General features: G+C 58.9%; 13 protein-coding genes. 9 read left to right on the forward strand and 4 right to left on the reverse strand.

What is annotated here, in order from left to right:
* The first annotated feature begins 4 nt into the window (after window positions 1-4).
* From hslV to HYN24_RS01040, 3 genes are read left to right on the forward strand one after another with little or no spacing between them, the layout of a single operon-like run.
* Window positions 5-541, forward strand: a complete 537-nt coding sequence (gene hslV / locus HYN24_RS01030; RefSeq protein WP_117607554.1) for an ATP-dependent protease subunit HslV — start codon at window positions 5-7, stop codon at window positions 539-541.
* 14 nt (window positions 542-555) lie between these two features.
* A complete protein-coding gene (gene hslU, locus HYN24_RS01035; RefSeq protein WP_117607555.1) occupies window positions 556-1887 on the forward strand; it encodes an ATP-dependent protease ATPase subunit HslU in 1332 nt (443 codons plus the stop codon).
* A complete protein-coding gene (locus tag HYN24_RS01040) occupies window positions 1887-2771 on the forward strand; it encodes an AEC family transporter (RefSeq protein WP_240327703.1) in 885 nt (294 codons plus the stop codon). Before hslU ends, HYN24_RS01040 begins: the two co-directional genes overlap by 1 nt.
* A 10-nt stretch (window positions 2772-2781) precedes the next feature.
* Here HYN24_RS01040 and HYN24_RS01045 read toward each other — a convergent pair whose 3' ends face one another.
* The 3 genes from HYN24_RS01045 to HYN24_RS16320 are packed head-to-tail and all read right to left on the reverse strand — an operon-like array spanning window position 2782 to window position 4561.
* The gene (locus tag HYN24_RS01045; protein ID WP_117610153.1) at window positions 2782-3147 is read right to left on the reverse strand and encodes an RNA-binding S4 domain-containing protein; all 366 of its coding nucleotides are present in this window, start codon (window positions 3145-3147) and stop codon (window positions 2782-2784) included.
* Window positions 3148-3152: 5 nt separating this feature from the next.
* Window positions 3153-4415, reverse strand: coding sequence for a diaminopimelate decarboxylase (gene lysA / locus HYN24_RS01050; protein ID WP_117607556.1), 1263 nt, complete (start codon window positions 4413-4415; stop codon window positions 3153-3155).
* Window positions 4412-4561, reverse strand: a complete 150-nt coding sequence (locus HYN24_RS16320; RefSeq protein ID WP_371413220.1) for a lipoprotein — start codon at window positions 4559-4561, stop codon at window positions 4412-4414. The genes lysA and HYN24_RS16320 overlap by 4 nt, the downstream gene beginning before the upstream one ends.
* 41 nt (window positions 4562-4602) lie before the next feature.
* Here HYN24_RS16320 and cyaY point away from each other — a divergent pair, with 41 nt between their 5' ends.
* A complete protein-coding gene (gene cyaY, locus HYN24_RS01055) occupies window positions 4603-4920 on the forward strand; it encodes an iron donor protein CyaY (RefSeq protein WP_117607557.1) in 318 nt (105 codons plus the stop codon).
* Here the strand turns inward: cyaY and HYN24_RS01060 are convergent, their stop codons facing one another.
* Window positions 4921-7188, reverse strand: coding sequence for a penicillin-binding protein 1A (locus HYN24_RS01060; RefSeq protein WP_117607558.1), 2268 nt, complete (start codon window positions 7186-7188; stop codon window positions 4921-4923). It abuts the gene before it with no gap.
* Window positions 7189-7393: 205 nt separating this feature from the next.
* On the opposite strand from HYN24_RS01060, the gene HYN24_RS01065 reads away from it, so the two are divergent.
* The 5 genes from HYN24_RS01065 to pilQ are packed head-to-tail and all read left to right on the forward strand — an operon-like array spanning window position 7394 to window position 12447.
* A complete protein-coding gene (locus HYN24_RS01065) occupies window positions 7394-8479 on the forward strand; it encodes a pilus assembly protein PilM (RefSeq protein ID WP_117607559.1) in 1086 nt (361 codons plus the stop codon).
* Complete coding sequence (locus HYN24_RS01070) at window positions 8476-9045, forward strand: PilN domain-containing protein (protein ID WP_117607560.1); 570 nt, start codon at window positions 8476-8478, stop codon at window positions 9043-9045. The genes HYN24_RS01065 and HYN24_RS01070 overlap by 4 nt, the downstream gene beginning before the upstream one ends.
* A complete protein-coding gene (locus HYN24_RS01075; RefSeq protein WP_240327704.1) occupies window positions 9042-9725 on the forward strand; it encodes a type 4a pilus biogenesis protein PilO in 684 nt (227 codons plus the stop codon). Before HYN24_RS01070 ends, HYN24_RS01075 begins: the two co-directional genes overlap by 4 nt.
* Window positions 9722-10267: a pilus assembly protein PilP gene (locus tag HYN24_RS01080; protein WP_205421419.1), complete on the forward strand. Its 546-nt coding sequence runs from the start codon at window positions 9722-9724 to the stop codon at window positions 10265-10267. Before HYN24_RS01075 ends, HYN24_RS01080 begins: the two co-directional genes overlap by 4 nt.
* Entirely contained in the window at window positions 10264-12447 is a 2184-nt protein-coding gene (pilQ, locus tag HYN24_RS01085; protein ID WP_117607562.1) for a type IV pilus secretin PilQ, read from the forward strand. The genes HYN24_RS01080 and pilQ overlap by 4 nt, the downstream gene beginning before the upstream one ends.
* Window positions 12448-12519 lie beyond the last annotated feature (72 nt).

Consider the following 12519-nt stretch of genomic DNA (forward strand, 5'->3'; position numbering starts at 1 on the left):
TCGCATGGAGCAATATCACGGCACGACTATCCTGTCGGTGCGCCGGGGCAACGCCGTCGCCATGGGTGGCGATGGACAGGTCACGCTCGGCAACATCGTCATCAAGGCCACCGCGAAGAAGGTTCGCCGTCTCTATCAGGGTCGTATCCTGGCCGGGTTTGCCGGCGGTACGGCAGATGCGTTCACTCTGTTCGAACGTTTTGAGGCGAAGCTCGAAAAGCATCAGGGCAATCTTCTACGTTCGGCTGTCGAACTGGCCAAGGACTGGCGTTCGGACCGCGCCTTGCGTCGTCTTGAGGCAATGCTGTCGGTGGCTGATCGCGATGTGTCGCTGATCATTACCGGCAATGGTGACGTACTTGAGCCGGAACAGGGAATTGTCGCCATCGGTTCCGGTGGCGCGTATGCCCAGAGCGCGGCGCGTGCCCTGCTCGAAAATACCGACCTGGCGCCGCGTGACATCGTTACCAAGTCCCTGGAAATCGCTGGTGACATCTGCATCTACACCAACCGCAATTTCACCATCGAGGTGCTCGAATGAGTGGGGGAGCCGCGATGACTCCACAGGAAATCGTTTCCGAACTCGATAAGCATATTGTTGGCCAGAACAATGCCAAGAAGGCGGTCGCCATTGCCCTGCGCAATCGCTGGCGGCGTTCGCAGGTGGCCGAGCCGCTGCGTCAGGAAATCACCCCGAAGAACATCCTGATGATCGGGCCGACCGGCGTTGGCAAGACAGAGATCGCTCGCCGTCTGGCCCGTTTGGCCAATGCCCCTTTCATCAAGATCGAGGCGACCAAGTTTACCGAAGTGGGTTATGTTGGCCGTGATGTCGAGACAATCATCCGCGACCTCGTCGAAATGGCCATCAAGTCGCACCGTGAACGGGCCATGAAGAGTATGCGGGCGCGCGCCGAGGATGCCGCCGAGGAACGTATTCTCGACGTGCTGCTGCCGCCTGCCCGCAGCCCCGGATTTTTTGCCGAAAATGCCGAGGCTTCGGCAAGCGACAGCACGACCCGCCAGAAATTCCGCAAGAAGCTGCGTGAAGGCGAGTTGAACGACAAGGAAATCGATATTGACGTTGCCGTGCCCGGCATGCAGGCCGAAATTTTCGCGCCACCCGGGATGGAGGAACTGACCCAGCAGATCCAGGGAATGTTCCAGAGTGTCGGTGGCGGCAAGAAAAAATCGCGCAAGTTGAAGATTCCTGAGGCACTCAAGCTGCTGACCGAGGAGGAGGCTGCCAAGCTGGTCAATGACGAGGACGTCAAGCTGGAGGCGGTGCGGGCGGTCGAGCAGAATGGCATTGTCTTTCTCGACGAACTCGACAAGATCGCCAGCCGTTCGAATATGCAGGGCGCCGATGTCTCCCGTCAGGGGGTCCAGCGCGATCTGTTGCCGCTGGTTGAGGGAACGACGGTGTCGACCAAGTATGGCATGATCAAGACCGACCATATCCTGTTCATTGCCTCGGGGGCTTTCCATTTGTCCAAGCCATCCGATCTGATTCCCGAGTTGCAGGGGCGCTTCCCGATCCGCGTCGAACTGGATTCGCTGTCGGTGGCTGATTTTGAGTCCATCCTGACCCAGACCGATGCCTGTCTGACCAAGCAATACCAGGCCTTGCTGGATACCGAGGGGGTGCATCTGGAATTTGCCGATGACGGTATCCGGCGGCTGGCCGAAATTGCATTTCAGGTTAACGAAAAGACTGAAAACATCGGCGCTCGCCGCTTGCATACGGTCATGGAAAAGCTGCTCGAGGAAGTCTCCTTCGGGGCCGGCAAGGTTGGCCTTGACCAGGTCCTGATCGACGCCGCCTACGTCAATGGTCGGCTTGGCGAACTGGCCAGCGATGAAGACTTGTCGCGCTATGTTCTTTGATGGGCGATAGCCTGGCCTTTCGCCTGGCGGCGATTCTTTTCCCGATTTTCGGCATCGTCGCGGCGGGCTATTTTTACGCTCGCCACCACAAGCCGGAAATGGCCGTCGCCAACCGGTTGAATATGGATGTCTTCGTGCCGGCTCTGGTCTTTGCCGCGATGGCCGGCAAGTCCTTCGATCTGGTCGCCTATGCGCCGCTGGCGCTCGGCGGCTTGCTGGTTCTCGCCACCTGTGGGCTGCTCGCCTGGCCGCTCGCCCGCCTGCTCGGCATCCAGCCCAAAACGCTGGTGCCGCCAATGCTGTTCAACAACTCCGGCAACATCGGCCTGCCCCTTGCAGTGCTGGCCTGGGGTGATAGCGCCTTGCCGGCGGCGGTGATCCTGTTCATGGTTGAAAACACCCTGCACTTCTCGTTTGGGGCGCGCTTGCTCGACCCCACGACGCGAGTTCTCGGCTTGTGGCGTGTGCCCGTGCTATTTGCGGCCATCGCGGGGTTGGCTGTTGCTCTGCTCAAGATTTCTATCTGGCCGCCGTTGCTGACGGCAATCAAGATGCTCGGGGATGTATCGGTACCGCTGCTGTTGTTTGCCCTCGGCGTGCGCATGACTGACGTTTCTTTTCGCGACTGGCGGCTGGCGCTGGGCTGCGCCGTGCTCAGGCCGCTCGCCGGGATGCTGATCGCCGCCGGCATTATCCAATTGCTTGGGCTGCAGGGAAGGGATGCGGCCATGCTGTTCGTGTTCGGCGCACTGCCACCGGCTGTGCTCAACTTCCTGTTCGCCGAGCGCTACAAGCAGGAGCCACAGCGTGTTGCGTCTATTGTCCTGATCGGCAATCTGGCCGCATTGATTTTTCTGCCCCTGGCGCTCGCCTGGGTGTTGTAATGTCTTCGGCCTAGCGGCCGTAGCGGTCCATCTGGCGGCGATCACGCTTGGTCGGCCGACCATGGATATCAGCCGCCGGGTCCTGGATGAACTGCCGGCCTTCCCGCGCCGCTTGGCGGGCGCTGATGCTGTCGAGGGTTTCCTCGTAAAGCAGTCGGGCTTCCGGGGCGGGGCCGCGTTTTTCCGAGAGTATCCTTACCGTCACTGTCCAACGCGTTTCGCTGTTGGCGATGTCCAGTTGGTCACCGGGCTTGATCTCGCGGGCAGGTTTGGTGGCGGCGCCATTGACCTTGACTTTGCCACCGCTGACGGCATCGCTGGCCAGGGAGCGCGTCTTGAAAAAACGCGCAGCCCACAGCCATTTATCGACGCGCAGGCCGCTCACTTGGGGAGTGTGGACTCGCCGGCGTAGAGTTGTTCGACGGTTTCGCGCTGGCGAATGACGTGGATCTGGTCGCCATCAACCATGACTTCAACGGCGCGGGGCCGGGTGTTGTAGTTGGAGGCCATGGCCATGCCATAAGCGCCGGCCGACATGACCGCCAGCAGGTCGCCCGCTTCGGCGGCGAGGGGGCGATCCTGGCCGAGGAAGTCGCCGGTTTCACATACCGGACCGACGATGTCGTAGGTGGCGGTGGCACCGGCCCGCGGCACAACGGGCAAAATGTCGTGCCAGGCTTCGTAGAGTGCCGGCCGCATGAGGTCATTCATGGCAGCATCGATAATGGCGAAATTCTTCGCCTCGCCCTGTTTGAGGTATTCAATGCGGGTCAGCAGCAGGCCGGCATTGCCGACCAGCCGGCGACCCGGTTCAAGGACAACCTGCAGGCCGCGCCCGGCCAGCTTGTCGAGGAGCGGCGTCAGGTAGGCGGCAACGGTTGGTTGCACCTGGTCGGCGTTGTACTTGATGCCGAGGCCGCCACCAAGGTCGAGGTGGTGGATGCGGATGCCTTCGGCGGCCATCTGGTCCACCAGGGCCAGAATCCGGTCAAGGGCTTCGACGAAGGGTGACGGATCGAGCAGTTGCGAACCGATGTGGCAGTCGATCCCGGCGACTTCGATGTGGGGCAGGGCAGCAGCGCGGCGATAGAGGGCTAGCGCGCTGTCGTAGGCGACGCCGAACTTGGCCCCCTTGAGGCCAGTGGAGATGTAGGGGTGCGTCTTCGGATCGACGTTGGGATTGACGCGCAGGCTGATCGGCGCCTTCTTGCCGCATTGGCCGGCGACTTCGTTGAGGCGTTCGAGTTCGGGGGCAGATTCGACGTTAAAGCAGAAAATGCCGACGTCGAGAGCCAGTTTCATTTCGTCGGCGGTCTTGCCGACGCCGGAAAAAACGACTTTTTTAGGGTCTGCACCAGCCGCTAGCACGCGCTGCAGTTCGCCACCGGACACGATGTCGAAGCCGGCGCCGAGGCGGGCAAAGACGTTGAGGATGGCGAGATTGGAGTTGGCCTTGACGGCGTAGCAGACGAGCGCATTTTTTCCAACGGGGTGGCTGCCCAAGACGTCATGGAATTCGCCTAGAGAGGCCTCCAGTGCGGCACGGGAATAAACATAGGCGGGTGTTCCGAATTGCTCGGCAATGGCCGGCAGGGAGACGGATTCGGCGTGCAGAACGCCATTTTTCAGGGCAAAGTGGGTCATTGGGCTTGAGGGCTGGTGGGCGTGCTAACATTCTTGGCAGTGCCAAGCAGGGGCTCTGGCGCCGGGCCGGGTGGTCGTTCAAGCCGGCCTTTCATGCCACAGGCGGCAAGGCTCAGGATAATCAGCAAGGCGGCGATTCTGGACATGTTCGGGGCGCGGTCAGCGAAGAGCGGGATGGTAGCACACGATGGATGACAAGGAATTCAACACCCTGGCTGATGCCACCCTGGCCAGGATCGATGCGGCACTGGAGGCCAGTGGGGCAGATGTCGATTGCCAGCTGGCGGCCGGGGGCGTTCTCGAAATCGAGTTTGACGACGGTAGCAAGATCATCGTCAACCGTCACGGAGTGGCTCGGGAAATCTGGGTGGCAGCCCGTTCGGGCGGCTTTCATTTTCGCTGGGACGGTGCCGTCTGGCGCGATACCCGTGATGCGGCCGAACTGATGTCCAAGCTGTCGGCGCTCGCCAGCCAGCAAGCCGGCGAGACCATCGACCTCTCCTGATCAGTCGCTGGGTGGGGCGCTGAGGTCCGGTTTGGGCAGCGGTGCGGCTTCGTGGGCCTCTTCTTCGGCGCTCTTCTCCTTGGCGTTCTCGGCGTAGATGTAGCTGCGTTCCTTGCCTTCGCCAAAGGCGATCAGCCCCTCCGGTGCTTGCGGCAGGGCCATTGGGACATCCTTGAGCGCCCGATTCATGTAACCGATCCAGATGGGCAGGGCAGCGGCGCCGCCGGTTTCCTTGTCGCCGAGCTTTTTGGGCTGGTCGAAACCTATCCAGGCGCAGCCACTGACGGTCATTTGATAACCGCAGAACCAGGCATCCACATATTCGTTCGTGGTGCCGGTCTTGCCGGCCAGATCCTGTCGCTTGAGGATGGCTGAAGCCTTGGCGGCCGTGCCATAGATGGTGACGTCGCGCAGCATGGCATCCATCAGGAAGGCATTGCGCGGATCGATGACGCGATTTTCTTCGCTGCCAGATTCGCTGGGGGCCGAGACAGCCAGGACCTGATTGCCACCGTCGCGAATCTCGCGGACGACAAAGGGATTGACCCGGAAGCCGCCGTTGGCGAAAACGGAATAGGCCGTCACCATCTGCCACGGGGTGACTGACCCGGCACCAAGAGCCATGGTCAGGTAAGGCGGATGCTTGGCTGCATCGAAGCCAAAGCGCGTGGTGTAGTCCTGGGCGTAGGTGGTGCCGATCGATTGCAGGATACGGATGGAAACCATGTTCTTCGATTTGGCCAGTGCCGTACGCATGCGCATCGGCCCCTCGTATTTGCCGTCGTAGTTGTGCGGCTCCCAGGCGGCGGTGCCAGTCTGGCTGGCCGGGATGACGATGGGTTCGTCGGCGATGATGCTGTTCGGGCTGTAGCCTTTTTCCAGCGAGGCCGAGTAGATGAACGGCTTGAAGCTCGAGCCGGGCTGGCGCCAGGCCTGAGTGACATGATTGAATTTGTTGCGGTTGAAATCGAAGCCGCCGACCAGCGCTCGAATTGCCCCATCCTTTGGATCGACGGCGACGAAAGCAGATTCGACCTCGGGGAGCTGGCTGACCTGCCAGCCGCCCTTGTCGTCCTTTTGCAGGCGAACGATGGCACTGCGCCTGAGGCGTTTGTTCGGCGGGGCCTTGTCATCGAGCATCTTGGCCGCAAATTTGATGGCATCGCCGGTCAGCGTGGTGATTTCTCCCCCTTTGCGGTAGACCTTGATGCTCTTGGCGTCGGCGGCCAGTACCAGGGCAGGAATGAGGTCGCCGGCGTCGGCAATGTCCTGTAGAGCTTCGTCGATGGCCTCGTCCTGGTCGGACTTGATGCCCTTCATGTCGAGATAGGATTCGGCTCCCCGGTAGCCGTGGCGTCGATCGTAATCCATGACGCCCTTGCGCAGGCTGGTGTAGGCAGCTTCCTGTTCGGCCTTGATGAGGGTCGTATAAACCTTCAGGCCACGTGAGTAGACATCTTCGGGGAAGCGCTCGGCGGTGATCTGTCGGGCCATTTCAGCGACGTATTCGGCATGCACTGAGTAGTCGGACAGTTCGCGCTTGACGATGAGTGGCTCCTTGAGCGCCGCGTCGTACTGGGCTTCGGTGATGTGCCCCAGTTCGCGCATGCGGCGCAGGACGTAGTGCTGACGAAGTCTGGCCCGATTGGGGTTGACGATCGGGTTGTAGGCCGAGGGGGCCTTGGGCAGGCCGGCCAGCATGGCTGCCTCGGCAATCGAAATATCCTTGAGTTGCTTGCCGTAGTAGATCTGTGCCGCCGCGGCGAAACCATAAGCGCGCTGGCCGAGGAAAATCTGGTTGATATACAACTCGAAAATCTGGTCTTTCGACAGGTTGTTTTCTATCTTGAAAGAAAGCAGCGCTTCGTAGAGCTTGCGGGTGTAGGTTTTTTCGCCGGTGAGGAAGAAGTTACGTGCCACCTGCTGGGTGATGGTGGATGCGCCCTGCCGCTTGCCGCCACCGATCAGGTTGGCACCGATGGCCCGGACGACGCCGGTGTAGTCGATGCCGCCATGCTGATAAAAACGGTCGTCTTCAGCGGCGAGGATGGCATGCTTCATGACGTCGGGTACTTCGCCGATGGCGACGACGGCGCGGCGCTCCTCGCCGTACTCGCCGATCAGGAAGCCGTCCGCCGTATAAACCCGCAAGGGGATTTTCGGCCGGTAATCGGTCAGTACCTCGAGCGATGGAAGGTTGGGGTAGGCGAGAACCAGAACGATCAGTGCCATGGCGACACCAATGGCGACAAGTCCGGCCAGGAACATGAGGGGAAAAACAGCTAGGCGCAGCGCCGGAGGTAATGAGGGCACGGTGGTCTGAGTAGCGTAATGGGAGTTGCACGGATTATACGCCGGGCCATTTCCGTGCCGTGAAATAGCTTTACATGCCCAGATGTTATTGTTAGCATCTGAAGTGAATTATTGGTTATTTTGCTAACTTCGCATTCCGTAAGGACTTTTTGGGGGTCTGGTGGGCTTAGATATCTCATCGTTGTTAAATCCCAAGGCGCGTTCCTTGTTCGGTCTGGACATCAGTTCGTCCGCCGTCAAGATGGTCGAACTGACCGCCAACGGGAAAGATGGCTATCGCGTCGAGCGCTACACCATAGAGGTGTTGCCAAAGGATGCGGTATCCGATGGCAATATTGCCAATCTCGAAGGCGTGGTCGACTGCGTCAAGCGCGCCTGGAAGCGCATGGGGACATCGACCCGCAACGTGGCGATGGCCTTGCCTGGCTCCGCCGTTATCACGAAGAAAATCATCGTTCCGGCCGGCTTGCGCGATGAGGAGCTCGAGTCTCAGGTCGAGACCGAGGCGAATCAGTACATTCCCTTTGCCATCGATGAAGTGAATCTGGATTATCAGGTGATCGGTCCGGCTCCGGCTGTGCCCGATGAGCTGGAAGTGCTGATCGCTGCGTCGAAAAAGGAACGGGTCGAGGATCGCGTCGCCGTGGCCGACGCGGCTGGCCTGAATGCGACCGTTGTTGATGTCGAGTCCTTTGCGGCGCTGGCGGCGTTTGAGCTGATCGAGCGCCAGTTGCCGGATGCCGGCAAAAATCAGGTGGTCGCTCTGGTCGATGCCGGTGCCAATGTGATCAATCTGACCGTGCTGCGCAATGGCCAGCAGGTCTATGCCCGCGAGCAGGCATTTGGCGGCGGCTTGTTGACCCAGGACATCGCGCGTCACTATGGCATGAGCTTTGAAGATGCCGAGGCGGCCAAGCGGGCCGACAATTTGCCGGAAGGTTACGAAATCGAGTTGCTGAATCCTTTCATGGAAAATCTGGCGCTTGAGGTTTCCCGTGCATTGCAGTTCTTCTTCACGTCGACCCAATACAACCAAGTCGATCATATCGTTCTGGCTGGTGGCTGCGCCGTTATCCCCGGCATCGATGAAGTCGTTGCAACAAGAACACAGGTCAATACGCTGATCGCCAACCCATTTGCCAACATGGTGCTGTCCGACCGGGTTCGCGCAAAGAGCCTGCTGGCTGACGCATCGTCGCTGATGGTGGCCTGCGGTCTGGCATTGCGGAGGTTCGATCCATCATGATTCGCATCAACCTCCTTCCGCATCGCGAAGAGGCGAAGAAAGCCAGGCGTGAGCAATTCTTCGTTCTGGCCGGACTGGTTTCAGTGCTCGGTGCGCTCATTGTGTTTGCCGGATACACCTTGATTGGCAGTTCGATTACCGATCAGGACAGTTCAAATACCTTCCTCAAGGGTGAAATCGCTGTCCTCGACAAGCAACTTGACCAGATTAAGCGTTTGAAAGAGCAAACCCAGGCCCTGCTATCCCGCAAACAGGTCATTGAAAATCTCCAGCGTGATCGGGGCGAAACGGTTTATCTGTTGAGCGAACTGGTCAAGCAGGTACCCGAGGGTATCTACCTCAAGTCACTGAAGCAGGATGGACTGAAGGTCAGCATTACCGGTCACGCCCAGTCGAATGCCCGCATTTCCGCACTGATGCGTAATCTTGAAGCGTCGCCGTGGATGGAAACGCCGCAACTGATCGAAAGTAAGGCGGTGGTGATCAACGGTCGGCGGATCAACGAGTTCGGCATGACTTTCGTGCTCACCCGCGTCCGGCCTGAAGACGAGAAGGTGAAAAAGTGAACGCCAAGACTATTTCCCTCCCCAATATCGATTTCCAGGCGATGGCCGATGATTTTCGGCTGATGAATCCGAATGATCCGGGCGCCTGGCCGCTGATTCCGAAAATTACTGTCCTGGTCGGCCTGTTTGCCGCAATCCTGATTGGTGGTTGGTGGTTCGTCTGGAATGACCAGCTGACCGAGCTCGAGACCAAGCAGAAAGAAGAAGAAACGCTCAAGCAGCAGTATGTCGACAAGAAGCGTCAGGCGGTCAATCTGGACCTGTATATCCAGCAACTGGCCGATATTGATCGTTCTTTTGGTGCTTTGCTCAAGCAGTTGCCGGACAAGTCCGAAATTGATGCCCTGCTGATTGAAGTCAACCAGGCCGGTCTTGGTCGTGGCCTGCAGTTCGAACTGTTCAAGCCGGGCCAGGAGCAGGTCAAGGATTTCTACGCCGAGTTGCCCATCGCCGTGAAGATCAATGGCAGCTATCATGACTTTGGGGCCTTTGCTGCTGATATCGCCAAGCTGCCGCGTATCGTGACCCTGAACAATATTTCCATTGCTCCGGCCCAGGCGGGCGGTCAACTGTCTCTGGACGCGACGACTAAAACCTTCCGCTATCTGGACGATGAAGAGATCGCCAAGCAGAAGAAGATTGAGCAGGAGAAGAAGGCAGCGCAAGGAGCGAAGAAGTGAAACGAATATTGCTCGTCGCCCTGTGTGGTTTCCTTGGTGCTTGCGCCGGCGGAAGCCACGAAGACCTGAAACAGTGGATGGCTGAAAACACCAAGGACATGCGCGGCAAGATACCTAAGTTGCCTGACGTCAAGCCTTACGAGCCGGTGCCCTACGATGTTGACGCGATGGTCGATCCGTTCAAGCCGAACAAGATCGAGCCGGAGTCGAAATACAAGCAGGTGGCCGGCAAGGGTGGTGCCTTCCAGCCCGATTTCGAGGCCCGTGAGGTACGTAACAGCCTGCTCGAGAAGTATCCGATCGAGTCACTGAAAATGATCGGCTACATGCATGTCAACAATCGTCCGATGGCGGTTGTGCAGGTTGAAGACAAGGTTAAGCAGGTCAAGGTTGGCGACTACGTTGGCCTTGATTTCGGTATGGTGACGCAGATTACGGACACGGAAGTTCAACTGCGCGAATTGATACAGGATTCTGCGGGTGACTGGACTGAGCGCAAGAGCTCGCTCTACCTGCAGAGCAAGGAGGGAAGCAAGAAATGAAATTCATCACCTATGCGATGGCTGTAGCCTCGGCCTGCCTTGCCTTCTCGTCTCCGGCGCGAGCCGAAGCGCCGCCTGCGAATACGATCGAAGCGGTCAACGTGGCCCAGCAGGGTAACGAAATCGCGTTGCGGATTGATCTCAAGGAGGCTTTGGCCTCTCCGCCCCCAGGGTTCAGCGTAGCCAACCCGGCCAAGATCGCCCTTGACTTCCAGTCGACCGCTAACGGTCTGGGCAAGACCAGCCAGGTCTTCAACCAGGGCGATTTGCGCGGCATGAACGTAGTTCAGGTCGGCGATCGCACCCGGATGGTGCTCAATCTTGTCCGCAACATGAACTACAAGACCCGGATCGATGGCAAGTCGCTCTATGTCACCCTGACGCCGATCGAGCGCCTGGCTGATTCAGCGGCTCAGCGCACGACGCGTTTTGCCGAAGAAAGTCTGGTCGGTTCGCGGCATGCAGTCAACGATGTGATGTTCCGTCGCGGTAAAGACGGCGAAGGTCGGATCATCGTCGATCTGAGCGATACCGGTACCGGTATCGACATTCGCCAGCAAGGCCCCAATCTGGTTGTCGACTTCATGAAGACGTCGGTGCCGGATCGCCTGCGCCGTAAGCTGGATGTCACTGATTTCGCTACGCCGGTCACGGCCGTCGAGACCAAGACTTTCGGCGACAACGTTCGCATGATCATTACGCCCAAGGGTGTCTGGGAACACAACGCTTACCAGAGCGACAACCAGTTCATCGTCGAGGTCAAACAGATCGTCGAAGATCCGAACAAGCTGGTGCAGGGTGCCAAGGTTGGTTATCAGGGTCCGCGTGTCAGCATCAATTACCAGAATGGCGACGTCCGTGCGCTGCTTCGTCTGATGGCCGAGGAACTCAACCTCAATGCCGTGATCAGCGAAACGGTCACCGGCACGACGACACTTGTGTTGAAGGATGTCCCGGCTGACCAGGTGATCGACATCATCTTCCAGCAAAAAGGTCTGGACATGCGCAAGAAGGGCAACATCATCATGATTGCCCCACGCGACGAAATTGCTACCCGCGAAAAGCTTGATTTCGAATCGAAGCAGCAGATCAGCGAACTAGAGCCGCTCAAGCTTGAGCAGTTCCAGTTGAATTATCAAAAGGCCGCTGATGTCGCCCGCCTGCTCTCCGGTGTTGCGGTTGGCGGCGTTGCTGCTGCCCCGGCTGCTGGTGCTGCGACCTCGACCCAGCGCATCCTCAGCAAGCGCGGTAGCGCTGTCGCCGATCCGCAGTCGAACATCGTCTTTGTTAACGATATTCCGACCAAGCTGGAAGAAATCCACACTTTCATCCGCGCCATTGATACGGCGGCTCGTCAGGTGCTGATCGAGGCACGTGTTGTCGAGGCGCAGGATAGCTTCAAGCGGGAACTGGGGGCTAAGCTCGGGCTCATCAATTCGAAGTCGAGTCAGATTCTGGGAACTGGTATCAATGTGGCCGGTGGGAAGATGACACCGGGAACCTCGACCACTACCGCTGGCGTTACAACGACAACGCCAGCGACCCTCACGCAGAATCCGATGGTCGGCGTCAATTTGCCGTTGCCAACTACGGGTGGAGCGCTCGCCTTCTCGCTGTTCAACTCGGCGGTTACCCGAATTCTCAATGTCGAAATCGCCGCCCTAGAGGAAGACGGTATCGGCAAGATCATTTCCAGCCCGCGCGTCATCACGGCCAACAACGTCAAGGCCAAGATCGAGGACGGTACGGAAGTTCCTTACATCAGCTTCCAGCCGGGTAGTGGTGGTGGTGCCGGCACTTATACCGTGGCCTTCAAGCCGGCCAAGCTTTCACTCGAGGCCACGCCGCAGATCACGCCCGAGGGTACGGTCCGGATGAACCTCATCGTCAAGAAGGAAGAGCCGGACTGGACCCGCGCCGTCAGCGTCAATGGCTTCCTCAATCCGCCGATCAAGAGCTCGGTAGTTGAAACCAACGTGGTTGTCGAAAATGGCGGCACGGTAGTGATTGGTGGCGTATTCATCACTGACATGCAGAACACCGTTGATAAGGTCCCGCTGCTCGGCGATATTCCGTTCCTTGGCTGGCTGTTCAAGTACAAGAACGAAACGGGCAAGCGTCGCGAACTGCTGATCTTCATCACGCCGCGCGTCATTTCGGACAAGATGCGCTTCGACTGATCGTCGATGGCCTTTAACTCACGGGGTCGGCTATGCCGGCCCTGTTTTTTTGTGCTTGGTGGGTAGTCGGCT

The sequence above is a fragment of the Dechloromonas sp. HYN0024 genome (assembly GCF_003441615.1).
Classification (GTDB): domain Bacteria; phylum Pseudomonadota; class Gammaproteobacteria; order Burkholderiales; family Rhodocyclaceae; genus Azonexus.

Bases quoted from the DNA above. Each gene is read 5' to 3' on its own strand.
- lysA (WP_117607556.1), bottom strand. From the start codon at position 4,415: ATGACCCACTTTGCCCTGAAAAATGGCGTTCTGCACGCCGAATCCGTC.
- HYN24_RS16320 (WP_371413220.1), bottom strand. From the start codon at position 4,561: ATGTCCAGAATCGCCGCCTTGCTGATTATCCTGAGCCTTGCCGCCTGT.
- cyaY (WP_117607557.1), top strand. From the start codon at position 4,603: ATGGATGACAAGGAATTCAACACCCTGGCTGATGCCACCCTGGCCAGG.
- hslU (WP_117607555.1), top strand. From the start codon at position 556: ATGACTCCACAGGAAATCGTTTCCGAACTCGATAAGCATATTGTTGGC.
- HYN24_RS01040 (WP_240327703.1), top strand. From the start codon at position 1,887: ATGGGCGATAGCCTGGCCTTTCGCCTGGCGGCGATTCTTTTCCCGATT.
- HYN24_RS01070 (WP_117607560.1), top strand. From the start codon at position 8,476: ATGATTCGCATCAACCTCCTTCCGCATCGCGAAGAGGCGAAGAAAGCC.
- HYN24_RS01060 (WP_117607558.1), bottom strand. From the start codon at position 7,188: ATGTTCCTGGCCGGACTTGTCGCCATTGGTGTCGCCATGGCACTGATC.
- pilQ (WP_117607562.1), top strand. From the start codon at position 10,264: ATGAAATTCATCACCTATGCGATGGCTGTAGCCTCGGCCTGCCTTGCC.
- hslV (WP_117607554.1), top strand. From the start codon at position 5: ATGGAGCAATATCACGGCACGACTATCCTGTCGGTGCGCCGGGGCAAC.